This is a genomic window from Vicinamibacterales bacterium (assembly GCA_036012125.1).
Taxonomy (GTDB): domain Bacteria; phylum Acidobacteriota; class Vicinamibacteria; order Vicinamibacterales; family UBA823; genus UBA11600.
Genome location: DASCOS010000013.1, coordinates 17,679 through 41,588, shown reverse-complemented (window position 1 = coordinate 41,588; position 23,910 = coordinate 17,679). Strand labels below are relative to the sequence as shown.

22 protein-coding genes are annotated in these 23,910 nt (G+C 51.0%); 7 read left to right on the top strand and 15 right to left on the bottom strand.

Going from position 1 to position 23,910, the window contains the following annotated elements; translation table 11 throughout:
- Nucleotide 1: 1 nt before the first annotated feature.
- Genes gmk through QGH09_05360 form a run of 5 tightly spaced genes read right to left on the bottom strand, consistent with a single transcriptional unit; the run spans nt 2 to nt 5,648 of the window.
- Nucleotides 2-619: a guanylate kinase gene (gmk, locus tag QGH09_05380; protein ID HJO17612.1), complete on the bottom strand. Its 618-nt coding sequence runs from the start codon at nt 617-619 to the stop codon at nt 2-4.
- A gap of 20 nt (nt 620-639) precedes the next feature.
- Entirely contained in the window at nt 640-1,533 is an 894-nt protein-coding gene (locus QGH09_05375; GenBank protein ID HJO17611.1) for a YicC/YloC family endoribonuclease, read from the bottom strand.
- On the bottom strand, nt 1,526-3,355 hold the full coding sequence (locus QGH09_05370) for an ABC transporter ATP-binding protein (GenBank protein ID HJO17610.1): 1,830 nt from the start codon (nt 3,353-3,355) through the stop codon (nt 1,526-1,528). The genes QGH09_05375 and QGH09_05370 overlap by 8 nt, the downstream gene beginning before the upstream one ends.
- Nucleotides 3,352-4,350, bottom strand: a complete 999-nt coding sequence (gene galE / locus QGH09_05365; GenBank protein HJO17609.1) for a UDP-glucose 4-epimerase GalE — start codon at nt 4,348-4,350, stop codon at nt 3,352-3,354. The genes QGH09_05370 and galE overlap by 4 nt, the downstream gene beginning before the upstream one ends.
- Complete coding sequence (locus QGH09_05360; GenBank protein ID HJO17608.1) at nt 4,347-5,648, bottom strand: UDP-glucose/GDP-mannose dehydrogenase family protein; 1,302 nt, start codon at nt 5,646-5,648, stop codon at nt 4,347-4,349. Before QGH09_05360 ends, galE begins: the two co-directional genes overlap by 4 nt.
- Nucleotides 5,649-5,794: 146 nt before the next feature.
- Here QGH09_05360 and QGH09_05355 point away from each other — a divergent pair, with 146 nt between their 5' ends.
- The 7 genes from QGH09_05355 (at nt 5,795) to QGH09_05325 (ending at nt 13,669) form a co-directional block, all read left to right on the top strand.
- Entirely contained in the window at nt 5,795-6,994 is a 1,200-nt protein-coding gene (locus QGH09_05355; protein ID HJO17607.1) for a glycosyltransferase family 1 protein, read from the top strand.
- 21 nt (nt 6,995-7,015) lie between these two features.
- Complete coding sequence (locus QGH09_05350) at nt 7,016-8,104, top strand: glycosyltransferase family 1 protein (protein ID HJO17606.1); 1,089 nt, start codon at nt 7,016-7,018, stop codon at nt 8,102-8,104.
- Nucleotides 8,101-8,913, top strand: coding sequence for a glycosyltransferase family 2 protein (locus QGH09_05345; protein ID HJO17605.1), 813 nt, complete (start codon nt 8,101-8,103; stop codon nt 8,911-8,913). The genes QGH09_05350 and QGH09_05345 overlap by 4 nt, the downstream gene beginning before the upstream one ends.
- A gap of 75 nt (nt 8,914-8,988) precedes the next feature.
- A complete protein-coding gene (locus QGH09_05340) occupies nt 8,989-10,140 on the top strand; it encodes a glycosyltransferase family 1 protein (protein HJO17604.1) in 1,152 nt (383 codons plus the stop codon).
- On the top strand, nt 10,082-11,281 hold the full coding sequence (locus QGH09_05335) for a glycosyltransferase (protein HJO17603.1): 1,200 nt from the start codon (nt 10,082-10,084) through the stop codon (nt 11,279-11,281). The genes QGH09_05340 and QGH09_05335 overlap by 59 nt, the downstream gene beginning before the upstream one ends.
- On the top strand, nt 11,275-12,714 hold the full coding sequence (locus QGH09_05330) for an undecaprenyl-phosphate glucose phosphotransferase (GenBank protein ID HJO17602.1): 1,440 nt from the start codon (nt 11,275-11,277) through the stop codon (nt 12,712-12,714). Before QGH09_05335 ends, QGH09_05330 begins: the two co-directional genes overlap by 7 nt.
- 19 nt (nt 12,715-12,733) lie before the next feature.
- Nucleotides 12,734-13,669 (top strand): UDP-glucuronic acid decarboxylase family protein, encoded by a 936-nt coding sequence (locus tag QGH09_05325; GenBank protein ID HJO17601.1) that lies wholly within the window; start codon nt 12,734-12,736, stop codon nt 13,667-13,669.
- 33 nt (nt 13,670-13,702) lie between these two features.
- Here QGH09_05325 and QGH09_05320 read toward each other — a convergent pair whose 3' ends face one another.
- From QGH09_05320 to QGH09_05275, 10 genes are all read right to left on the bottom strand, one after another.
- Nucleotides 13,703-14,257, bottom strand: a complete 555-nt coding sequence (locus tag QGH09_05320; GenBank protein ID HJO17600.1) for a CDP-alcohol phosphatidyltransferase family protein — start codon at nt 14,255-14,257, stop codon at nt 13,703-13,705.
- Nucleotides 14,258-14,262: 5 nt separating this feature from the next.
- A complete protein-coding gene (locus QGH09_05315) occupies nt 14,263-15,486 on the bottom strand; it encodes a tetratricopeptide repeat protein (GenBank protein HJO17599.1) in 1,224 nt (407 codons plus the stop codon).
- A 180-nt stretch (nt 15,487-15,666) separates the two neighbouring features.
- On the bottom strand, nt 15,667-16,827 hold the full coding sequence (hflX, locus tag QGH09_05310) for a GTPase HflX (protein HJO17598.1): 1,161 nt from the start codon (nt 16,825-16,827) through the stop codon (nt 15,667-15,669).
- Nucleotides 16,827-17,459 carry an L-threonylcarbamoyladenylate synthase gene (locus tag QGH09_05305; protein ID HJO17597.1) on the bottom strand — a complete coding sequence of 211 codons (633 nt, stop codon included), beginning with the start codon at nt 17,457-17,459 and terminating at the stop codon, nt 16,827-16,829. The genes hflX and QGH09_05305 overlap by 1 nt, the downstream gene beginning before the upstream one ends.
- A gap of 170 nt (nt 17,460-17,629) precedes the next feature.
- Nucleotides 17,630-18,874 (bottom strand): MFS transporter, encoded by a 1,245-nt coding sequence (locus QGH09_05300; protein HJO17596.1) that lies wholly within the window; start codon nt 18,872-18,874, stop codon nt 17,630-17,632.
- Nucleotides 18,875-18,911: 37 nt separating this feature from the next.
- Nucleotides 18,912-19,895 (bottom strand): class II fructose-bisphosphatase, encoded by a 984-nt coding sequence (glpX, locus tag QGH09_05295; protein HJO17595.1) that lies wholly within the window; start codon nt 19,893-19,895, stop codon nt 18,912-18,914.
- A 27-nt stretch (nt 19,896-19,922) separates the two neighbouring features.
- The gene (locus QGH09_05290; protein ID HJO17594.1) at nt 19,923-21,131 is read right to left on the bottom strand and encodes an acyl-CoA dehydrogenase family protein; all 1,209 of its coding nucleotides are present in this window, start codon (nt 21,129-21,131) and stop codon (nt 19,923-19,925) included.
- A gap of 132 nt (nt 21,132-21,263) precedes the next feature.
- Nucleotides 21,264-22,055 (bottom strand): SAM-dependent chlorinase/fluorinase, encoded by a 792-nt coding sequence (locus QGH09_05285; GenBank protein ID HJO17593.1) that lies wholly within the window; start codon nt 22,053-22,055, stop codon nt 21,264-21,266.
- Between the two features lie 59 nt (nt 22,056-22,114).
- Nucleotides 22,115-22,984: a methyltransferase domain-containing protein gene (locus QGH09_05280; GenBank protein ID HJO17592.1), complete on the bottom strand. Its 870-nt coding sequence runs from the start codon at nt 22,982-22,984 to the stop codon at nt 22,115-22,117.
- 156 nt (nt 22,985-23,140) lie between these two features.
- Nucleotides 23,141-23,674 carry a polymer-forming cytoskeletal protein gene (locus QGH09_05275; GenBank protein HJO17591.1) on the bottom strand — a complete coding sequence of 178 codons (534 nt, stop codon included), beginning with the start codon at nt 23,672-23,674 and terminating at the stop codon, nt 23,141-23,143.
- Nucleotides 23,675-23,910 lie beyond the last annotated feature (236 nt).

The window sequence follows — 23,910 nt, the reverse complement described above, 5'->3', positions numbered from 1 at the left end:
TCTACTTTAACTCGAATGTCGCGACTATGTCGTCCACATAGGACCCAGCTTCCAGCGATGTGTCACCGCAACCAGTTACTATTGCCTTTAAGCGACTGAGGGCTGCATCGAAATCGTCATTGATAATCACGTAGTCGTACTCATCAAATGCTTTCACTTCTTCCCGCGCCACGCTGAGGCGCTCCTGAATCTCCTGGTCGCTATTCTGATTACGGCTTCGAAGGCGTGATTCGAGGACGCAAGGTGAAGGGGGAAGAATAAAAATGGTTGTGGCATTAGCCGATCTCAGACGAACTTGACGCGCGCCTTTTACATCAATAACTAAGGCCACATCTAGACCACCCGCCATCTTCTCTTCTATATCCGCCTTCGACGTGCCGTAGAGATTTCCAAAAACATTCGCCCATTCAAGAAATTCGTCGCAATTGACCATCTTTTCAAAGGCTGCACGACTAACAAAGCTATAATCCACGCCCCTCGTTTCACCCTGTCGAGGACTTCGCGCTGTATACGAACGAGACTTGACCACAGTTGGCATCGACTCGACCAAGCGCTCAACAAGGCTTGTCTTACCGGTCCCCGACGGAGCGGAGATTACAAATAGTGAACCTTTGCGCACGCTATGCCTTGTCTTCAACTTTATTCAACATTTTGCACCTGTTCACGAAGCCGCTCGAGCTCTGCCTTGGCTGAAACAATTAACTCCGACACCTCCAATCCTTCAGCCTTAGAACCGATAGTGTTAATCTCACGGTTCATCTCTTGAAGCAGAAAATCCAAACGCCGTCCGCAAGCCAGATTATCATCCACGATCGTCCGCCAATGGACTAGATGTCCCTTCAATCGAACAATCTCTTCATCAATATCTGAACGAGCGACAAATTTTACAATTTCCTGGGCAACCACCCCCTGGTCCACTTCTATTTCTCCCACCAATTCCTCAATACGGTCGCTGAGTCGAGCCTCTAGCACCCCCTTAGCGTGAGCAGCAGAGATCTCGAGTTTCGCGATGAGGTTACCGACTAAAACGCATCTTGAATCCAAGTCAGCGAGCAGAAACTCTCCCTCGGTAGACCGCATGGTGATCAATTCATCAAGAGCTTGGGCCACGGCCCCGGTCACAACTTCTATAACGTCAGGCTGTGATGCAACGTCAGCATCCGAAGCAGCCTCCTTGAATTCAAGGGCGTGGGGTAAATGCAGAAGGTCACCAGCGGTCAAATCAGCAATTGAGAGACCACTCGCCCTCACCCGATTAAGGGCTTCACTTAATCTCTTGACTAGTGCCTCGTTAACCTCAACCTCAAGGCCACCTCGCTGGACAAATTGCGCACTTACATTCAGCTCGACTCGTCCTCGAGTGAGTTGCTGCTGCACCTGTGTACGTAGCCGAGACTCCAGAGCTAGTAGTGGACTCGGCAGTCGAACGTGTAGATCCAAATGTCGATGATTTACACTTCGCAGAGTCACACTCAGGGCTACCATGGGGTGTTCAATGTCAACACTGGCAAAACCTGTCATCGACCTAATCATCTCTCTTGACTCCAAGGTCTGCGTGCTCATTAGCCATATAACCAACTCCGCTCATTGACCTTTCAACATCCTCGCATTCCGCTGACTGTGCTCTCGGCCGATCAAAGATTTGCATGTCATAAAGCTTTCTATACACTCCATCATCACGCTGCAGAAGGTCATCGTGTCGTCCGGTCTCAACTATCCGCCCAGCATCCAATACGACAATGACATCAGCTCGTCGAACCGTTGACAGTCTATGGGCAATCACGAACGACGTGCGATTCGAGAGCAGACGCGTGAATGCCTTCTGAACCAGTTCCTCCGACTCACTATCGAGTGCCGAGGTGGCTTCATCAAGAATCAAAATAGGAGCGTTGGTAAGCAAGGCCCTGGCTATCGCAAGCCGTTGTCGTTGGCCTCCTGATAACCTCTGAGCTCCTTCCCCTACTTGCGTCTCGTAACCATTCGACAGTTCACTAATAAACTCATGTGCATGCGCAATCCGTGAAGCCTCCTCAATCGCATCTTGAGAGGCGTCGCGGAAACCATAGGCAATGTTTTGCGCAATCGTTCCGTCGAACAAAATGGTGTCCTGGGTAACCATCGCAATTTGCCCGCGCAACGACCTCAATGTTCCATCACGAATATCGACGCCATCCAGCAAAATTGCGCCCTGAGTGACATCATAGAAGCGGGCTATAAGATTTACGAGGGTTGTCTTGCCTGATCCACTAAGCCCGACAAACGCAACCACCTGGCCGGGCTGCACCGTGAGGGTGATATTTTGAAGCACCGAGTTACCATCAGAACCTTCATAGGAAAACCCTACGTCCTTGAATGAAATACTTTGCTGCAATTCACCCAGGGGTTTTGCTGACGGTCGGTCCACAACTTCAGTGTGCACATCGAGTATTTCAAATATCCGCTGAGCAGACACAGAAGCTTGCTGAAGACCAGCGGTGACCCTGCTTAGCTTTTTAACCGGGCCATACATCATAAGTAGCGCAGCGATGAAAGATGCGAACTCGCCGGAGGTTAGACGAAGCGCAACGATTTCGCGACTGCCGTACCAGAGAGCACCAGCCACGCAAAGCCCGCCCAGGAACTCCATAAGCGGTGGTAGGGCCGCAATGGAACCCATGACCTTCATATTCGTTCGGAACAAGCTTTCCGAAGAACTCTTAAACCTCTCAACCTCATGTGATTCAGCGCTGAACGCCTTAACGATTCGATGGCCACTGAATGCTTCAGTTGAAATGTGATGCAAATGTTCCATTTCTTCTTGGCTTCGACGAGTGGTTCTCCGAACTCGCTGCCCTAGCCGAACCAACGGATAAATGACTACGGGGGCACCGGTCAAACAGACCAGAGCCAATCCAGAATCTATATAGAACAGCAGGGCCCCATAACCGACCAGTGCTAACGACTCCCTGAGTAGATCGCCAACAGTTACCGACACGGCTAGCTGAATCTGATTCACATCGTTTGTGATGCGTGACACAAGCCGCCCCGTCATACGAGATGAAAAGAATCCGGCCGACTGATTAACTATGTGACTAAACAGTTGATTCCGAACATTGCGAACTACCCGCTGGCCCACTCCGGTCATTAGATAAGTTGATACGTATGAGCTCGCGCCCTTAAGAAGGTAACAACCAATCATCGTGCCAACCACAAAACCGAGCTGCTCACGATTAGGCAGAACATCGTCGAAGATTGGTTTAATTAAATAAGCCAGGCCAGCGGAAGCGGCTCCAAACACGCCCATGGCTACTAGTGCCGCAAGTAACCGAATGCGGTAGGGCCATGCGTAATGCCATAGGCGTCGAACCGGTGTCACCCCGCATCTCCTGTCGCACTGCCGTGCCAACCAGTTTGATGCCACCGCCAAGCGCTCTCAACGATATCCTGGAGATCCGAATGTATCGGCATCCAACCAAGCTCGTTCTGAATGCGATCACTTGCAGCCAGGAGGGAGCTCGGGTCGCCAATGCGTCGCGGAGAACTTATGGTGGGGACCCTTTGACCAGTCACCTTCTCAACCATTTGAATAACTTCCCTAACTGAATAAGCACTGCCCGTTCCAACGTTGTAAACACCTGACTCGCCCCCATCTTGAAGGTGCCTAAGCACACGGACGTGAGCATCCGCTAAATCTGTGACGTGCACGAAATCTCTCAGACAGGTTCCATCTGGGGTTGAGTACTCCTCTCCAAAGATCTCAAGTGGAGCCCCCCCTAGTATTGCGTTGAACGCTCGTGGTATCAGATGAGTTTCCGGATCATGCACTTCTCCAAGACGACCTTTCGAGTCGGCACCGCTAGCATTGAAATAACGCAACTTGCTGATCTTGAGGCCGTAAGCTCGTTCATAGTGAGGAAAAGCACGTTCAATTGCTAGCTTGCTTTCTCCGTATGCATTCAGTGGCCTAGTCGGGTGATCCTCACACATTGGCGAATAATCTGGCTTCCCGTACACTGCAGCCGTAGATGAAAACACCATCACCTCAACTCCCACATCTACCATTGCACTGAGAAGTGACAGCGTACCTTCAACATTGGCCCCGTAGTATGCAATTGGATTCGATACCGAGTCCGCCACCGAAATAAGGGCCGCGAAATGCATCACGACCGCCACTCTATAGTTCCTCAAGGCTTCCTTGAGTTTTTCAACATCCCTGACATCACCATCAACAAGCACACCACCTAGGACTGCCTCCCGATGCCCAGTAGAAAGGTTGTCGTATACAACCACTTCATGCCCGGCCTCACGCAGGGCCAGACACGCATGACTGCCGATATATCCCGCACCACCAACAACCAGCACATTACTCACGATTGCCGACCAATAGAAACATAAACGAAGCCATGGTCACGCATCTCTTCAGGAGAGAATAGGTTCCTGCCATCAAAAATCACTGGACTACGCATTAAGGATCGCACCTTCTCAAAATCAAGTTCACGAAACTCATTCCATTCGGTTACGATCAACAGAGCATCTACCCCTTTTATCGCATCGTAACTCCGATTTACATACGACAGGTTTGAACCAAATATACGTCGCGCGGCTTGCTCGGCCTGGGGATCGTACGCCTGCACCGTGGCACCCTCAGCCAATAGCCGTTTAATTATCGGAACCGAGGGCGCCTCACGCATATCGTCAGTACGCGGCTTGAATGCTAATCCCCACACGCCGAACTGTTTTCCAGTGAGTGCACCGAAGTACGCCCTAATCTTGTCGACGAATCGTACCCACTGGCCATCATTAATAGCCTCTACCGCGGCAAGTAACTTAGAGTCGTAGCCGCTAGCTCTGGCCGTGTTCTGCAAGGCCTTGAGATCCTTAGGAAAACAACTTCCACCGTAGCCGACTCCTGGAAACAAGAACGCGGAACCAATACGAGGATCGGTCGCTATCGCCTGCCGGACGCTGTCAATATTTGCACCGACCTGCTCGGCAACGTTTGCAATATCGTTCATGAATGACACTCGTGTCGCCAACATTGCATTTGCGGCATACTTTGCGAGTTCGGCACTTGCGTGATCCATGATGAGAATTGGAGCGCCAGTACGTGTGAGAGGCACATAGAGCCTCTTCATAATCTCAGCACCTCGAGAATCGTCGGCTCCAACTACAACCCGAGCCGGTTTTAGGAAATCGTCGACTGCAGCACCTTGCTTTAGAAACTCGGGGTTGTTAACGACACTAAACGGGTGCTTGGTTTCCTGTTCGATTATCTCTCTGACTCGCATAGCGGTACCGACAGGGACCGTGCTCTTTATCACCACTACGGTAAATCCTGATATCGCACGAGCAATATCTCGGGCAGCTGTGAACACCTGCTTGATATCCGCGTTCCCACTCTCCCCTTCGGGAGTGCTAACTGCGATGAAAACGACGGCTGATCGGCGAACTGCTTTGGTAAGCTCTAGGGTAAAACTTAAACGTTTTTCCGATCGATTTCGCTTCACCAACTCCTCAAGGCCAGGCTCGAATATTGGAATCTTTCCTCGTTGAAGAGTTCGAACCTTCTTCGGGTCGATGTCAACACACACAACATCGTTGCCGTGTTCGGCAAGACCAGCTCCTACAACTAGACCCACGTAGCCAGTGCCAACCACTGTAATCTTCATTCGAACAGCCTCCGTCGTCTGACTACCACTCGAAACAGTCGGTCGCTCATCCCAATCGACAAAGAATCAACGGTAACATTGGCTGCATAACCAGTCAAGCTATTGATTAATAAGGGGTTGCGTACTTCAAACCTTTTGTCTTTAAGGTGTCTCTGCTATCATCGGTAACCGTCCGGGACCACCCGGAGGTTGGCTCTCCTCAACCAAGTGAAGTTCAGGACCTCAAGCAGTCCAACGTGCGCATCCTCATCGACTATCGCCCTGCACTACACCAGCCTACTGGTGTTGGTGAACACACTCACAACCTTTCCCGGGCAATCGCTGCAGAGGGTTCCTGTAGAGATGTGTCGGTAACTATTTTTTCAAGCTCCTTGCGTCATCGGCTGTCACCAAACACCGTAGACAATGCGCACGTGGTTGATCGACGTATTCCAGTTCGTTGCCTTAACTGGCTTTGGCATAACGTAGAGTGGCCCTCCATCGAACTCCTAGCAGGACATTACGACGTGGTCCATTCACCGCATCCACTCATGATCCCCTCAAGGCAAGCAGCGTGTTTCGTCACCATCCACGACCTTTACTTCCTTAACCATCCTGACCAGACATCAGCTGAGATACGCTCCGACTATCCAGCCTTAGCTGAACAACACGCTACGCGAGCAGATGGTGTAATTGTGCCTTCCCAATACACAGCATCGCTCGTAAGCAAACAATTAGGGGTTCCGATGGAGCGAATTATCCTTTGCACCAATGGTGCCCCAGCCTGGACCCCACGTAGTGCACCAGCGTATAAGGGACATATTCTCTTCGTTGGCTCGATCGAACCAAGAAAGAACCTCCCTACATTATTGCGAGCTTACCGTTCGCTCGCTAACCATCGCGCCGACACTCCAGAACTCGTTCTAGCTGGCCAAATCTCACCGACTGGATTAGACGAGCTCAAAGAACTCGAGGCATCGCAACTTAATAACAAGGTTCGAGTATTAGGCTACGTCTCTCGGGACCAGTGCTATAAGCTCTATCGCCGCGCCAGCATGGTGGTCCTACCATCGCTGGATGAAGGCTTCGGCCTTCCTGCTCTCGAAGCAATGACCGTGGGAGTCCCAGTGGTGGCCGCAAACCGAGGCGCCTTACCAGAGACGGTTGGTGATGCCGGCACTCTTGTTGACCCCGAGGACGAAAGTGCAATCGAAGCGTCCATGGCCAGGATCCTGGATGATCGGGAATACGCTGATAGGTGCGTAGCCCGTGGTCTCATTCAATCGCAGGCTTATAATTGGGACAAGTCGGCGCGCATCCTTCTTAATGCGTATGAAACTGCGGTTCGCCACCGCCGAGGATTATGAGGCTTACCTCCGCCTCAGCTAATGCACATAGGCATCGACGCTCGTGAGTTGCTTGGCTATACGACCGGAATCGGACGCTATTTAGCAAACCTGTGTCAGAAGTGGGCGGATTCAACTCGCGGAAAGACACATAGATTCACACTTTATTTCCCTAGGAAGCCAGAAGCTGGAGACCAACTCCTTCCTCTTCTGTCTGCAAATAGTGGCCAATTTAGAACCAAGGTGGTTCCTGGTTCCACAGGGAGTTGGTGGGAGCAAGTAACCCTTCCACCTGCCGTCAACTCAGCAAAGCCAGACGTGTTCTTTTCACCAGCTTATTCTGCTCCACTCAGAGTTAAGTGTCCCATAGTAGTGACTATCCCAGACGTGTCATTTCTTGCACGTCCGGAGTGGTTTAGATGGAAGGAAGGCCTTCGCCGCCGCTACCTTGCGAGTCGTGCAGTCTCCCGCGCCGACAGAATCTTAACCATATCCAACTTCTCAAAAAGTGAAATCGTTAACTGGCTCAATGTCCAACCTGAACGGATAACTGTGATCCCACTGGCTGCAGATGATTACTTGGCCTCGGCCAACTCTCCAGAACACCAAGAACCTTTGATACTTTTTGTCGGATCGATCTTTACCCGCCGCCACTTGCCCTGGCTTCTTTCTGCGTTCACTCGAGTGTTAACACGAGCACCTGATGCTAGGCTAGCCGTGATCGGAAGTAACCGAACCTACCCGTTCGAACATCTCGGACAACTTAGCAAGGGCCTTGGAATTGACGACCGAGTGTCTATCGATGGTTGGGTGGATGACAAACGCCTTACCAGCTTTTACGGCCGGGCGCGCGTGTTCGCCTTTCTTTCGGAATACGAAGGCTTTGGCCTTCCGCCACTAGAAGCCTTAGCAGCAGGCCAATCATTGGTCGTTCTCGACACAGAAGTGGCCAGAGAGGTATACGGTGAAGCCGCAATATACGCAGTCCCAGGGGATCTCGACAGCATCGCCAATGCAATCATCACAGGCCTAAATAGTACTTCCCAAGCAGTCGACCACGTAATAGACCGCTATTCCTGGAAGCGTACGGCCGAACTCACCCTCGACGTCATCGAAAGTGCAGCAGTATGACTGCGCTTGACATCATCATCGTCAGTTTTAACGCTGCAAATCACTTGGACCGCTGCTTACTCTCATTGCACGCCCATCCACCATCAGGACCACACGAGGTTATTGTCGTGGACAACGCCTCAAATGATAACAATGTGGTTTCTGTGCACGAAAAATGGCCAAAAGTCCGAATCCTCCCATTACTAGAGAATGTTGGCTTTGCTGAAGGCTGTAACATTGGATTCGCTCACACCAAAGCACCGCTGGTATTACTCCTGAACCCCGATACTGTTGTTCCTGAAGGTGCGCTTGACCGTCTAGTGGATGCCCTTATGAGCGATGATGAGTGCGCTGTCGCTGGACCTCGTCTCGTGGATGGCGCAGGTTCCGTCGAGTTGTCATGGGGCCCGATGCTCGGACCTTTTAACCAAATTCAACAGAAAATATTCACCTGGTTATATGGTCACGGATTTCCGCCCGTGACCTCCCTCATTAGGAATCGGGCAAACCGCGTTCATTTTCCTGATTGGGTTAGCGGAGCCTGCCTACTCGTACGCAGAGTCGATGCCGAAGCAGTTGGTTTTATTGATAAACGTTTTTTTATGTATATAGAAGACGTAGATTTTTGTGCTGCAATCCGTTCTCGGCAACGCCGGATACTCTTTACCCCAGCTTCTGAAGTTCAACACATACGCGGTCAGTCGGCTGCGACAGCGCCAAAAGCCACCGCTTTAGCCTACCGCCGGAGCCAGTTAGCTTTTTACGGCAAACATCATCCGTTTTGGGCGCCAATTTTGAGATCTTATCTTCGATTTTGCCGGCGCATCTGACGACGTCGAGACAACCTGCCCTTGGAGAACCTTATAGGTGCTTTGATACACTTATCCCGAATAAGGAATGAGCCCTTGCGTATCGCTATTGACGTTAGAAAGTTACACGACTATGGAATAGGAACCTACGTCAGGAACCTGGTAACACATCTGCATCGGCTCGATTCCACGACTGAATATATATTATTGTGCAAACCAGGCGATCAGACTTTTGCAGCTAATCTCGGGGAAAATTTTCGACTAGTTTCACAACCCGCGGGTCCATACTCAATCAGCGAACAGATACGCATCCCATTCCAACTTCAGAGGGAAGGTGTTAATCTTTTTCACGCACCGCACTACACATTACCTGCTCTGACCCCTTGCCGGTCCATCGTAACAATTCATGATTGCATCCACCTTAGATTCCCTCAGTATCTACCTAGTCGACTCGCCCATGGATACGCCCGGGCCGCACTTTGGACGGCCACCCACCGATCAGATCGAGTCCTTACAGTCTCAGAAGCCTCGAAACTAGACATCCTTAATTTTTTTGACATCCCAGCCGATAAAATCACTGTAATACCAAATGCGATCGATGACTGTTTCTTTGTTCCGCCCCCTGATCAAAACGTAGAACGGATCAGAGAACGTTATCAGCTGCAAGCGCCATTTCTACTGTATGTAGGCAATGTACATCCACATAAGAATCTAGAACGACTACTCGATGCATTCTACAAGGTTCGCTCTCTTGGACATGACGACCTCACCCTATTAATTATCGGAGACGACATTACTCGCTACGCAAAATTGCGACGAGCCGTGCATCGATATCAGCTACATCGTTCTGTTCGCTTCCTCGGCTTCGTGCCCAATGAAACACTTAGAGTCCTATATCACCTCGCGCGAGCATTTGTTTTTCCTTCACTATACGAAGGTTTTGGATTACCGCCCCTCGAAGCCATGGCCAGCGGGACCGCAGTTGTTACGTCCAACGTTTCTTCCCTCCCAGAAGTGACCGGAGACGCCGCAGTTCTAGTTGATCCGCAAAGTCAAGATGAAATCGCTAGCGGGATTTGCCGTGTCTTAGAAGACGATATTCTTAGGGAACAGCTTGTAACCAAAGGCCGGACACGCGCCAGGCAGTTTTCTTGGGACCGATCTATTAAACGTATTCTAGAAATTTATCGTGAAACATCACATTCCGACAATCGCCCATCCGGTAAACCAGGTATGGGCAATGCCTGAGTTTAATCGGGCGCCACTAAACCATGAGAGCCGAGTCGCTCTTGTTCACGACTGGTTAACCGGCATGCGCGGTGGGGAGCGCGCTCTTGAAGGGCTTTGTCGACTGTATCCTAATGCTGAACTCTTTACCTTGCTTCATCATCCTGGAACAGTCTCATCATTGCTCGAAGAACGACAACCTCACGTGTCATTTGTCCAACAAATGCCATTCAGTAGACGACTTTATCGCCATTACCTGCCAATTTTCCCAATTGCCATCGAACAGTTCGACTTCGATCGCTTCGACCTCATAATCAGCACTAGCCATTGCGTGGCCAAGTCAATCGTAAAACCTGGCCGGGCTCGCCATCTTTGCTACTGCTTTACACCAATGCGCTACGCTTGGGATCAATTCGAAGTCTATTTCGGTGTTGAACGAATCGGACCAGTCGCGAATGCTCTCGCGCGGCCAGTATTTCGTCAACTAGCTCGATGGGATGCAGGCACCGCTGGTCGAGTTGACCGCTACGTAGCAATCTCCAACCATGTTGCAGGTCGGATCCAGCGCTACTATAATCGGCCCGCGGCAGTGGTGTATCCACCAGTCGACACAGTATTCTTTCATCCGGCTCCCACGGAAGCGAGCCCAGCAGCCCTAATTGTGTCGGCGCTTGTACCGTATAAGCGAATAGACCTTGCCATCGAAGCGTGTCGCCTTGCCGGCATTCCGCTTCGCATTATTGGCGTTGGACCTGAAATGGAACGACTTCGTAAACTCGCCGGTCCCGAGGTTAAGTTCTTTGGGAACCTGAACGATGAAGCGGTGCGTGAGCAGTACCGCCAAGCCAAGGTATTTCTCCTTCCAGGTGAAGAGGAGTTTGGCATCGCACCCTTGGAAGCTCAAGCGTGCGGATGCCCTGTTATAGCACTGAATCGTGGAGGTGCCCAAGAGACCGTTATCAACGAAGTAACTGGTGTTCTTGTTGACGAGTGCGCGCCAGCAGCTTTCGCAAGCGTGCTTTGCAGCAATCGGATATCAAAGTTTGATAAATCAGCGATCAGGACGCATGCCTTGAGATTTTCGGAGGGACATTTCCTCTCAAATATCAGCGAGGCTGTATCAGGCATGATCGCACCTCTCGAAGACGGGGCGCGATGGTAACGAACCGGGCTAAGCTTCTTGTCACTCTGCACGTTGTATCTGACGCAATATTGGGGATGGCGGCCTTCATGTTGGCCTACGCTATCCGTTTCGAAACCGATTTAATACCTGTAACTCGCGGTTATCCACCCTTTGCGCAATATCTTAGTGTCCTTCCGTTAGTTGCTTTAATTGTCCCTGTCGCGTTCCAAGTTCACGGAATGTACAGACTCCGACGTCACCGAACCCGCCTCGATGACTTTTTCGGTGTCTTAGTTGGTAATGTGATCGCCGTCGTCTTGGGTATCGTAACGACCTTGTATATTCAGACTTACCTCCTACCACCTGCACTCAAGGAGCGTGGAGCATACGAGGTTTCCCAACTGGTCTGGGTGTTGTTTCTTTTAGTAAACACCGTTGCCTCGTATAATCTTCGGGAATTCGTTCGGACCGTCTTTGAGCGCCGCTGGCGAGCCGGTATCGGGCTCAAGCGTGTTCTGATCGCAGGCAGCGGTGACCTAGGTCGTCTCGTAACCGATAAGTGTCTGCAACACCGTGAACTCGGCTATCAGGTGATCGGTTTCGTTGACGATCGCGCTACCGAGGATCGTCTTGGATACCGAGGACTTCCGCTCCTTGGAACTCTCGATGAAACCGGTAACTTCCTCATCAGCGAGCAAGTAGACTTACTTTACATCACTCTCCCTCTTGAGAAACACGTTAAGATGCTGTCGCTCATTGAGGACGCCACCCGGGAATGTGTGGAGATAAAGGTTGTTCCAGACCTATTTCAATTTATCGCACTTCGTGCTGGTCTAGAAGATTTCGATGGGATTCCAATCATCAGCGTAAACGACGTGCCCCTGCACGGCATTAACACGGCTTTCAAGCGAATAATCGATGTGTGCCTGTCGGTGACGGCCCTTTTGACCTTCTCAGTTCCCATGACTGTGATCGCACTGCTTGTCCGCTACGCATCCCCAGGACCAGTTATCTATCGACAGGAACGAATGGGGTTAGATGGTCGTTCGTTCACAGTGTACAAGTTTCGCTCCATGCAATACGAGGCTGAAGGAGAAACCGGGCCGGTCTGGTCGCGGGACAATGATCCGCGCCGCACACCTATAGGCGCTTGGCTTCGTCGCTTCTATCTCGATGAGCTCCCACAGCTTTGGAATGTACTTCGTGGCGATATGTCTTTAGTCGGCCCACGACCTGAGCGGCCGTACTTTGTGAGACAGTTTAAACATCGATATCCACAGTATATGCTTCGTCATAAAGTTAAGGCTGGCATTACTGGGTGGGCCCAAGTGAACGGGTGGCGTGGCGACACCTCAATTGAGAAACGCATTGAGTTTGACCTGCACTACATAGAGAACTGGTCCGTAAGTCTAGACTTTAAGATCCTATGGCTAACCATTGTGAGAGGCCTCTTTCATTTACGCGCATATTGATTACTCCGTACTCTCTCCCATGTCTGCACGTATTATCGTTACTGGAATCGCTGGATTCATTGGATCCCATTTAGCAGATCGTCTCTTAGGCCAAGGGCATAACGTAGTTGGCCTAGATAATCTATTAACTGGAAGTGCAGACAACATTAAGCATCTGGACAATCAAAGATTCAAATTTATCAACCACGATGTGACAGAGCATATTTCAATTGATGGCCAAGTAGACTTTGTGTTGCACTGGGCTAGCCCAGCTAGCCCAACTGACTATCTTGAATGGCCGATTCCAACACTGAAGGTCGGCGCACTCGGTACCCACAAGGCCTTGGGACTTGCGAAAGCAAAGGGAGCAACATTCTTACTTGCCTCTACTTCAGAAGTCTACGGCGACCCGCTTGAACATCCACAGCCTGAGTCGTACTGGGGCAACGTGAATCCGATCGGTCCTCGAGGCGTCTATGACGAGGCGAAACGCTTTGCGGAGGCAATCACAGTTGCCTACCATCGGTATCATGGGGTGAACACGAAAATCGCCAGAATATTCAATACCTATGGTCCACGAATGCGCGTTAACGATGGTCGGGCCATTCCCACCTTTATTGCACAGGCGCTCGCCGGAAGGGACTTAACCGTCTTCGGTAACGGTAATCAGACTAGAAGTTTCTGCTTCATAAGTGACCTCGTGGACGGAATCCTGCGTCTGATGGAGTCGAACACCAACGACCCGGTCAATTTGGGTAATCCAAAAGAGATGACAATCAACGAGATCGCCCAAGAGATCATTACGATGACCGGTTCGCGTAGCCAGATCATCCATCAACGTCTCCCCATTGACGATCCCAAGGTGCGCCAACCTGACATCACAAAAGCTAGAGAGATTTTAGGATGGACTCCTCACGTTAACCTTCACGAAGGCCTTAGTCGGACGATTGAGTATGTAAAACAGAGAATCGCCTAATCTTCACACTAAACCGATCTTGAATTATTGCGATCAGTGACGATTGACGACTCTTGCAGCGTGTGCAATGTAGTGCAAACCGGAAACAAGAGCAATCACGAGCGACGCGTAAATACACACATCAACAGCTACTGACTCTTGTTCAAGGTAATTAAAAGTCATGACGATAACTGTTGTCACGACGTAGGTTCCAGTGGCCAGCTTGCCGAATACTGAAGGGGGAAATGTCCGAGGTCCAACGGCCAAATTAACGATCGCGACTGTAAGCACAATGATCACATCACGGCTAATAACCACCACCGTTAACCAAATTGGTAATTTATTCGTTAGGTTAAGCTCTGGAAGCGTTAGAACAACGAAAGCGGTTAATAACAGAAGCTTGTCTGCAGCTGGATCTAACCATGCGCCAATCTTTGTCCGTTCATTCGACCACCGAGCAATAACACCATCCAGCATATCCGTCACACCAGCGACGACAAATGTGACGAGCGCCCATCCCAAGAAGTGATAGGCCGTTAAAATCACAAATGCTGGGATTAGTAGCATCCGTAATAGCGTAAGTTGGTTTGCTAATGTTATTACGGCCATAACGTTTACTTCTCAGGGACTAGCAATCCTTCAAGTTGGTCCACCGCTGCTAAAGCTTCGCGACCGCTAACAGAATCGGATAAGCCAAAGCGATTACCCTCGAGAATAGGTAAAATCTCGGCGGCTACTGCCACCGATGCAGCCTCGTGCAGTAAATGCTGCTGGTCGACATCGGTAAATTGTCGCCGAACTGTTTGCCAGCTTGCACCACTGCTTGGATCTCGTCTAACAATCAGTGTCAACACGCGACTTACAACCTGAGCAAGCCCGCCACGATCCACGAGACTTTCTGGTTGAAAAGTGTGGTTTGAAAACACCTCCATGACTCCTGCCTCAACTACGAGAAGAATCCATTGATAAGCCCAGTGAGTTCGTGTGTCGGTAGTAAGCACTGTTACGTTTTGTTCAGAACTTGACAGGAGTTGGCCAAGATTTACACCGATTATTGAAGCCAACTCTGCACGAGTTATCCGGTCTTTAGTCGGAATGGCGCGATATTCTGGAGGTAAACGTAAAGCGGTTAGTCGTCCCAAGACGCGATCAAGATTCTCACGCCTGTCCGGCGTTGGATCGATACGTACCGCCTGCGAAAACACGGTCTCTGCGCCCTCAAGATCGCCGAGAGATTCGAGAATCTCTCCCTGAAGCGTTAAGCCTCCCGGATCGCCCGGCTCAAGGTCATTCGCTCTCATAACATGCTCAAGTGCCCGCCCAAGATCACCAAGCCGGTGTTCGATAAACGCTAACCCTCGGTAAATCACTCCACTGTTAGGAGCAATAGTCAGGGCCTCCTCGTATGCCTGTCGTGCTTCCCCATACCGCTCGGCCTGTTCCGCGGCCCGAGCTATCTCGATAGCAACACGAACGCTACGAAAGCGGAGCACCTGAATCCTTCGGCGAACGTCAGAAAGATTAGAATCCGCGACTAGTGCCGATTCATAAGCCAACATCGCCTCTGCCTCTCGCCCCGAAGCTAATAGCGCCTCTCCTCGCCCAACCCAAGCAGGGGCATATCCTGGTACGTCCTCCAATACAGAACCGAATCGCTCTAACGCATCATCCAATCGTCTGGCAGCGATGTCTACATAGCCGAGGCCCGCCTCAGCCGGATAGAATATTTCGTTCGCCGAAAGCACCTCCGAAAACCCAGCAGTAGCCGAAAATAAGTCACCAGCCTGCAGTCTCCGCCAAGCCTCGATGTGCTCGCTTACAACAGGAGAATTAACCATCGAGTCAGGGACCGTCGGAAATATGAAGTTGGGAAATTGGGATACTCCAGGCGCTATCGGGGTCGGGGTTGGAGCACACCCAACTGTCCATATTATGCCTACAAACAGTAGGACAAAGAGTCGATCGCGTCTTAAAAAGTTCCCTCTCATAACGGTCTAATTAAGCAACCCTTGGTTGATTTAGGCTGTCCGTCCCGTTTCACAATATTGAGCCCCAGTAGTTGTCCGCCTAAGCCCCTTCTCGATCAGCTCCAATGCAATTGACCGACTTGCGGGGTCAATTGCCGACAGGCACACGGACCCAGGTTCACGTAAACGGATTCGGCGCCGCTCCTCCCTAGTGATTAAATCGCTCTTATTCCAGACGACTACGCAAGGCACCGTATCAGCTCTAATCTCAGCAAGTACACGTTGGACCGCTCTAACATGCTCATCTCTCACTGGACTTGACGAGTCACACACCTGTACAACAAGATCAGCCTCTGCCACTTCCTCCAATGTAGCCCGAAAGGCCGCCACTAAGGTATGCGGAAGACGATCAAGAAATCCTACGGTATCAGAGCACAGAACCGTTCTATTATCAGAAAGGCGAAGCCGTCGAACTAACGGATCCAACGTTACAAATAACGCATCTGAAGCCACAGCGTCATCTCCCGTCAGCCGATTAAACAGCGTAGTCTTACCAGCATTGGTATAACCAACAAGTGCTACGGTAGGTAATTGCCGCTTAGTACGTCTTGCGCGAAGTTGGGCTCGATGCTTTCTCACACGTTCGATCTGACGTTTGACTGCTGACAAACGACGGTGAATACGCCGACGGTCCGTTTCGAGTTTCGTCTCACCAGGACCTCGGGTTCCAATCCCCCCTCCGAGACGTGACAGCGCCCGCCCGAATCCAACAAGTCTGGGTAGTAAATATCGTAGTTGCGCCAGTTCAACCTGAAGCTTACCTTCACTGCTGCGAGCGCGACGAGCGAAAATGTCTAGGATTAATTGGGTCCGATCGATAACACCACATTGGACAATCTCTTCAAGATTTCCTCGCTGGATCGGCGAAAGCTCACTATCTGCAATCACAACGTTGATTTCATGCTCCTCACAAGCCCTTCCTAATTCCTTAACCTTTCCTAGTCCAAGGAATGTCCCTGGGTGTGGCCGACGACGTTCCTGCAGAATTCGAAACACCGGAATAGCGCCTGCTGTTTGGGCAAGTCGAGCCAACTCCTCAAGTGACGACTCGGTTGAATCGCGATCGCCCGCAGTTATTCCAATCAGGGCCGCTCGCTGAAATCTTGAAGGTGTCACTGATGATTGGAAGGCGCGCTCAGACTCTCGCCGCATCACTGAAGCGATTCTAACACGCGATTCCAGGGAACTGCCCCATCTCGAATCAATATCGGCGTTGCATAACGAACATCAACGATTGTTGAAGGCACACCACCCACAAGGTTTCCCGCGTCAATAATCAAGTCAACACCATCTCGAATCTCTTGAGTTAAATCTTCTATTCGACTGATCGCAGTATCGCCAGAAACATTGGCGCTCGTTGCCGTAACTGGATGGCCTACTTCACTTATAACTTCCCTAGCGAAGCACTGATCGGGCACTCGAACAGCGACAGACCCGTCAGCGGCCTTACATTGATCCCCAAGGGCAGCGTGCGCTGGTACAACCAAAGTTAGAGGACCAGGCCAGAAAGTTGAAGCCAGGCGTTCTCCGAGCTGGGAAAGAGCTCCAACCTGTTCGTTCACCTGTTGCACGTCCACCGCAATAAGCGGTAACGGCTGGTTGGTCGATCTATTCTTAATTGTATAAATCTGCTCCATCGCAGTTAAGTTCTTCGCATCTGCAACAAGTGCATAGAAAGTATCTGTAGGACAAACGATGATTTGACCTTCCAACACTGCATTGGCAACTCGGTCAATAATGCCTGAGGCGAATTCGTTTTGACAAACGAGAACTTCTTTGGACATGCGATAATTCTCAAAACGACTCTTAAATGACACCAAAACGCATAAGACGAAAGCCCAAGACTCCGAGAGTGCCTCTCCCCCGTCAACGCGGGGGCCCTCATGAAAACCGCACCAAACGTCCTCCCCGGAGACGCAAATACCGAAAGCCACCTAGCGACGAGGAATAACGACTACTGCTCAGCTGGCTTCAGATCTCTCATGGTCACAATTCTACGTAAACTGGAACTTCCGACTACGCCCAATGCCGCTAGCAGTAATGCATCAAGGAAAAAGACGCTCCGTAGATTAACACTGCCTAGTAAACCGCTTAGTACAGGACTAATCGCCAACCCAACCATCGACGCGCTTGACAAGACACCAAAACCAACACCTTGCGCATCAGAAGGGATCACCTGCCCCGCAATTGTGTAGGCGGCTGTGGAGCCGATTCCGATCGCAAGCCCGAATAATGGCAATGCGGCTACGAGCAACAGGACTTGCGTAGCACCAGACACACTAGCAGCAACGCCGGTAGCCACAATAATGCTTGCGAGAATCACGGTGCCCGGTGAATAACGTTCAAGCAGCGGACTACACAAATGGTTACCAACGGCCCCACCGCCGGCAACTAGAGAAAAAAGAATTCCAGACCACAGTGGAACCTGGCCCATAGACACCCCAAGCGACCCTACGAACAGGGGCAAAACCGGGCCTAGGCTACGCTCAACATATTGCATTGTAAAGATTACGCTCATCATCAAAGCTAATCCTTTATACCTGATTACTTGGCGAACAGTCTTCGGCTTAACATCGTCAGATGGCCGAGACAAAATGCGAGGCGGCTCACGATAAAGCGACAGCATTACCACCATGGCTAGCACGTAGAGGAACGCCGCCACGAGAAACGCTTGCCTTAAACCGACCAGGGCGGCCACTAAACCACCTATGACCGGGCCTATTGCGGGACCGAGCCTTCGGGCTATTTGCACGAGACCGACTGCACGGGCCATCCGGTCGGCCGGTGCCGATTCCGCGGCCATTGCCAACGTCAGTGCTCCGTATCCAGCAAACACACCGTGCAAGAAACGAAGAGCAAAAACCTGCCATGGCGCTGTAACGAATGCTAGAGCGATCATTACGACGATAAAACTCATCAGGGCTCTAGCGACCATTGGCTTGCGCCCAACGCGGTCACCAAGTTTGCCCCAGAGCGGAGTCATAACGGCAGCAACTGCCGGCGTGATTCCTACACTGACACCAGCCCACACCGCAATCGCCCCTACGTCAGTGACACCAAGGACTCGAAAATACAACGGCAGAAATGGCATGACTAGAGTGAAACCAGCCGAACCAATGAAAGTGGCGACCGTAAGAGCCGTTTGATTCCGCCACCAATCATGACTGGATTGGTGCTTCTTGGAAGGGAGGTCGTTCAATAATGAGCCGCAGCCTATTCAATAGGCCTGCCCTCGATTAGAGCCGAACTAGCGTTTCAGTGGATTTTCCTCTAACGTGAATAGTATCTACGAAGCGCACTTGGTGCGGTCGTGTTTGCATAATCAGTGAATGGGTGCGAATCCCATCACCGAAAAACCGAACGCCTTGCATTAGAGTCCCTTCTGTTACCCCGGTGGCAGCAAAAATAATCGATTCACTAGATGCCAGATCGCGGGCACGATAAACCCGTTTCAAATCACTGATACCCATGGCTCGGCACCGCTCCTCATCTTCCGGTTTCCTAACCACAAGGCGGGCGAGAATCTCACCATTCAAACATCGCGCGGCTGCTGCGGCCAATACTCCTTCAGGTGCGCCACCCGTACCCATCACTGCATGGATTCCGCTTCCTGCCACTGCCGCCGAGATTCCTGCTGATAGATCGCCATCCGTTATCAGTAGAATCCGAGCGCCGGCTGCCCTGATATCATCAATTAGTTTCTTATGGCGAGACCGGTCTAAAACCACTACAACGAGGTCCTCAACTCGGCGACCAAGGCACTCAGCGATAGCACCGAGATTCTCAGACACAGACGCATCGAGACTCACCGCCTCCTTACAGCTGGGTCCAACGACCAGTTTTTCCATGTAGATATCAGGAGCATGCAGCAATCCACCTCGATCGGCTGCCGCCAGGACCGCGATCGCATTTGGCGAACCTGTTGCGCACAAGTTGGTACCTTCCAGTGGATCGACGGCTATATCAATTTCCGGATAGGACCCTGAGTCGTGTTGGGCCTTACCAACCTTTTCGCCTATGAACAGCATCGGAGCTTCGTCCCGCTCACCTTCCCCAATGACGACAGTTCCGTTCATCGGTACGGCGTCCATCGATCGACGCATCGCCTCAACCGCCACTAGGTCTGATTGGTGGCGATCCCCTTGACCCATCGTATGGGCACAAGCAATAGCCGCCTGCTCAACTACAGTGAGAAAATCGAGAGAGAGATCTGAGTTCATCAGTTCGTCCTCGGAACAGAGTGTTCATCACTCTGACGGCACATAAGCCGGCAACTGGCACCGAGTTGAGCCATCCTGTCTATAGCCAAGAACATAATCTGCTTGCATTAGAGTGTGGATTTCTCGTGTTCCCTCGTAAATTACTGCTCCCTTGCAGTTTCGGAAGAACCGGCCAACAGGATACTCGTCAGAATACCCGTTCGCACCGTGAACCTGGACCGCATCGCTAGCTGCTCGCTCCGATGCAACCGTAGTAAACCATTTAGCTAGACTGGTCTCCCGAGTATTTCGTTTACCTTCATTCTTCATGCAACCCGATCGTAGCCAAAGCAACCTCGCGGCCTGATAGTCTGACTCCATTTGAGCAATCATCGCCTTAACAAGTTGGTGCTGAGCAATCTCAACTCCAAACGCCTGTCGTTCTTTCGCGTAGGACGCGCTCGCATCCCGGCATGCGCGAATTAACCCAGTAGCCCCTGCTGCAACCGTGTAACGACCTTGATCCAACGCAAACATGGCAATTTTGAATCCTTCGCCAGGCCTACCCAATACATTCTCTGATGGCACCCTCACCTCGTCCATCTTGAAGTAACCCGTGTTACCAGCCAAAATGCCCCACTTCTCCTTCATCGTTCCGCTTGAAAAGCCCTTAAAATCTCGCTCAACAATAAACGCTGTGAGTCCTGATGGGTCGCGCTGACGTTTCTTCTCCGCGTCGGTCCAAGCAAACACCAAAAAGTTGTCAGCCACATCAGCTAGTGATATCCATTGCTTTTCACCAGTCAGAATGTAGTCCGCGCCATTTTTTTCAGCAATACTTTGCAAGCCCCGCACATCACTACCCGCCGCCGGCTCCGTTAGACCGTAAGTCGAAATACGCTCTCCCCGAGCCTGCGGAACCAAATATTGTTGCTTCTGAGATTCGGTGCCCCAAGCTAAAAGGGAAAGGCAATTAAGACCAACGTGCACAGAAAGGATTACCCGTAACGAAGTATCCACATACTCAAGCTCTTCGCTCGCCAGGCCAAGGCTAATGTAGTCCATACCTGCACCGCCATAAGCCGCGGGCACACACACTCCAAGTAATCCAAGATCAGCCATTTTCGGAAGAATGGTCGCGTCGAACTGGTGGGCCCGATCGAGGTCGTGAATCTTTGGAGCAATCTCCTTGGCCCCCCACTCACGAACGGATTGCTCCAGAAGCTGGTGTTCTTCGTTGAGATCAAATCCAAGCATGATAAGTGATCTGACGGCTCTTAAGATGACAACCGATGTGTTAATGAAATTCCTGATAGCAAAACAGTGAATGGTATCACGGTGAACAGTAGCAGTAAAAGCAACCTCGGGTGAAAACCTTGGCCCTGGCCGTCAATCTCGAGTCACCACTACCAGCGATCCGCGGTCCAAGCCAAGACGCCTAGCTGCACTGGAGGAGTTTGCTGTCAACTCAAGATGGTCGGTACTACCGAACAGCGCAGACACCTCGCCGCTGCCAATATCTTCGTAAGTAGCAACCAACCGGTCGATGCGATAGTCGCCAGCCTTTACCTGCACAGCGCCGGCATTAGCAAATCGCTCAAAACAGTTTCGATCAATATTGGTCACTGCATTTCCAAATCGATCGACTCTAATTACCTGACCTTTGATAGTTTCAGCCTCGATTACCGGCACTGGTATTTCGATGGTTCTATAAGATTGGAGTGGACGCCCAAGTGCCGCTAACCGTGTACCCTTTGCCAGCCAAGCCGCTGCTGGCGCAAAACGATCCCGCCCTTCAAAGGTTCGGCTAACCGTTGGGCGACCGTAACGCCTTTCGGTTATCTCGACAATGGTCTTCGGTGGACCCTCGGCAAACACTGCCGTCAATACCCCATTATCAGGGGCTACGAACCGGTAATCACCTGTGTCCGCTACAAGTCCCCGACGCTTCGAACCTACCCCAGGGTCAACCACAACGAGAAAGACTGTGCCCTGCGGAAAGTAGGAATAAGAAGCGGCCAGTTGTAAAGCGCCACCAAGAATGTCATGCGGAGCAATGTCATGTGAAATATCGACAAGGGTGGCTTCAGGGCAAATGCTGAGGACCACACCTTTCATTGCACCGGCGTAGTGATCTTGGCTTCCGAAATCGCTTAAGAGTGCGATTATTGGACGAGCCATGACTCCCCTCTGGTCTAACACTGTCGCTTCGAGCCAAAATCGCTAACTAAAGATTCGACTTAGAGGCCCGTAGTAGGCCGCGGCTTCAAAAACAACATTTCACGAATTTGAATTCTTAGTAAATAGCTTTCACCTATAGTCAAGCCATGAAAAAGCTTACACACATCACGACTGCCCCACCACCTGGTCTTACTTCGAGCAGTAGAATACGTTCGTAATTCTAAATGCTCAGTGTCGACAATCGCGTATTTTGCGAGGCAACGTTCGCTAAGCCTGCACTCGCTGAATAAAGCAAACACCGCGCCGCCAGGCTTTAAAATGCGGACAATTTGCTGCGCAAGACTCTCAGCTGAAAGCTTGTCTAGGTAATCAAACACATCCCAGCACAGCACCCCATCGATACTATCGGCCTTATAATCGAGGCGCTCACGCATGACCGAAGTTAATCGGTCACTCTCTGGCTCAGTTTGATCCGCCGAATTATCAAGTTCCGTAAATAGATCCTCAACAATCAACTTGCAACCGAGTCGCTCTCCGAAGAAGGCCACACTGGAACCGACCCCTGGCCCCAAATCAATTACCGTTGGAGACCTTAACTTCTCCAAATACTGTACAAACCGACCAAGGCCCCTCGTTGAAAAAATGGTGTCTCCCGAAGTTTCTTGATCAAGGCGCAATAATCCACCCGAACCGCTCCAATTCGAACGATTATTTGCTGATGAAAATCTCTGAGAGCTCGACACGTCATCCTTGCAAATTAATGCATCCGGGGGCCCTCGAGACCCCGCGTCCGAATCGATACCCAGACGATCGTCAAAGGGAATTTGACTGCCGATGACGCTTCCAATATTGGAAACTCGGCAACCTGGGTGCGGACGCGGAAGTAGTTCCCTCAGATTTCGACCGAGCGCCTGCCGCCTTCCAGTCATACTTGCCTAATTAACGTGGTTGATTCATTTCGAAGAAGCCCAACAGAGACAACTATAAACTCCTACAAACAAAAGCGCCACTACCGTGACCTCACTTCAATCGTATTGAAGTAAGGATAGGAAGAAGCCACACAATTACAAATGACTTTCTAAAAGCTATCGTACGGCAGGTACAGCCCGTTTGGACTCAAAGCTCTCAGTCGCCGGCTTTACCTCAGTGGACTTCTTCTCAGATTCCGACTGATCTACAATTCCCCGCTGCATATCAACGCTGCCTCGGAAATGAGCACCCTCGGCGATCACCACCCGGGGTGCAACAAGATCGCCATCAACGGAACCGCTATCGCGAATTTCAATTCGTTCCGTGGCTGTTACATTACCCGTCACGTTGCCTAATACCACTACGGACTTCGCAATCAATTCAGCCTCAATCTTACCGTTGGGCCCGATCGTCAGAACGTTCTGCTCAAGCTCAATCTTCCCATCAACACGTCCCTCAATCGTGAGGTCTTCGTTACCGTTGACCTGACCTTTAATCATGACGGACTTACCGATATTGACGATTTTTGTCACGGGACTCTTAGCTCCAACGTTGGCCCGGTAATCAACCCCTTCATCTCCTGAACCATTTAGGTCCATGCCTCGTTTATTGGAATTGATCTTCTTCACTGATTCATCTCGTTTCCACATATCGACTTTCTCCAGGAGCAGTCGCCAACACGCTTGGCTGCGTTTGAAGTCGGCGAGTCAACCAGTATATGAAAGTAGACAGGTATATGAAAGTGATTCTCGCCGTTCATAGCTCGTTTTATTGCCTATGTTTAGGAGGCCGATGCTATGATGGAAATGACTGTGGGTTGATTCGCGACCCTGCCGATCTCAATTGTGGCCTGACCACATAGCGACCCTTTGGGCCGTTGCACGAA

What these genes read in the sequence shown, in the direction of transcription:
- QGH09_05375 (HJO17611.1), bottom strand. Translation starts at nt 1,533, where the DNA reads ATGATTAGGTCGATGACAGGTTTTGCCAGTGTTGACATTGAACACCCC.
- QGH09_05360 (HJO17608.1), bottom strand. Translation starts at nt 5,648, where the DNA reads ATGAAGATTACAGTGGTTGGCACTGGCTACGTGGGTCTAGTTGTAGGA.
- QGH09_05350 (HJO17606.1), top strand. Translation starts at nt 7,016, where the DNA reads ATGCACATAGGCATCGACGCTCGTGAGTTGCTTGGCTATACGACCGGA.
- QGH09_05345 (HJO17605.1), top strand. Translation starts at nt 8,101, where the DNA reads ATGACTGCGCTTGACATCATCATCGTCAGTTTTAACGCTGCAAATCAC.
- QGH09_05330 (HJO17602.1), top strand. Translation starts at nt 11,275, where the DNA reads ATGGTAACGAACCGGGCTAAGCTTCTTGTCACTCTGCACGTTGTATCT.
- QGH09_05325 (HJO17601.1), top strand. Translation starts at nt 12,734, where the DNA reads ATGTCTGCACGTATTATCGTTACTGGAATCGCTGGATTCATTGGATCC.
- QGH09_05320 (HJO17600.1), bottom strand. Translation starts at nt 14,257, where the DNA reads ATGGCCGTAATAACATTAGCAAACCAACTTACGCTATTACGGATGCTA.
- QGH09_05315 (HJO17599.1), bottom strand. Translation starts at nt 15,486, where the DNA reads ATGGTTAATTCTCCTGTTGTAAGCGAGCACATCGAGGCTTGGCGGAGA.
- hflX (HJO17598.1), bottom strand. Translation starts at nt 16,827, where the DNA reads ATGCGGCGAGAGTCTGAGCGCGCCTTCCAATCATCAGTGACACCTTCA.
- QGH09_05305 (HJO17597.1), bottom strand. Translation starts at nt 17,459, where the DNA reads ATGTCCAAAGAAGTTCTCGTTTGTCAAAACGAATTCGCCTCAGGCATT.
- glpX (HJO17595.1), bottom strand. Translation starts at nt 19,895, where the DNA reads ATGAACTCAGATCTCTCTCTCGATTTTCTCACTGTAGTTGAGCAGGCG.
- QGH09_05290 (HJO17594.1), bottom strand. Translation starts at nt 21,131, where the DNA reads ATGCTTGGATTTGATCTCAACGAAGAACACCAGCTTCTGGAGCAATCC.
- QGH09_05285 (HJO17593.1), bottom strand. Translation starts at nt 22,055, where the DNA reads ATGGCTCGTCCAATAATCGCACTCTTAAGCGATTTCGGAAGCCAAGAT.
- QGH09_05280 (HJO17592.1), bottom strand. Translation starts at nt 22,984, where the DNA reads ATGACTGGAAGGCGGCAGGCGCTCGGTCGAAATCTGAGGGAACTACTT.
- QGH09_05275 (HJO17591.1), bottom strand. Translation starts at nt 23,674, where the DNA reads ATGTGGAAACGAGATGAATCAGTGAAGAAGATCAATTCCAATAAACGA.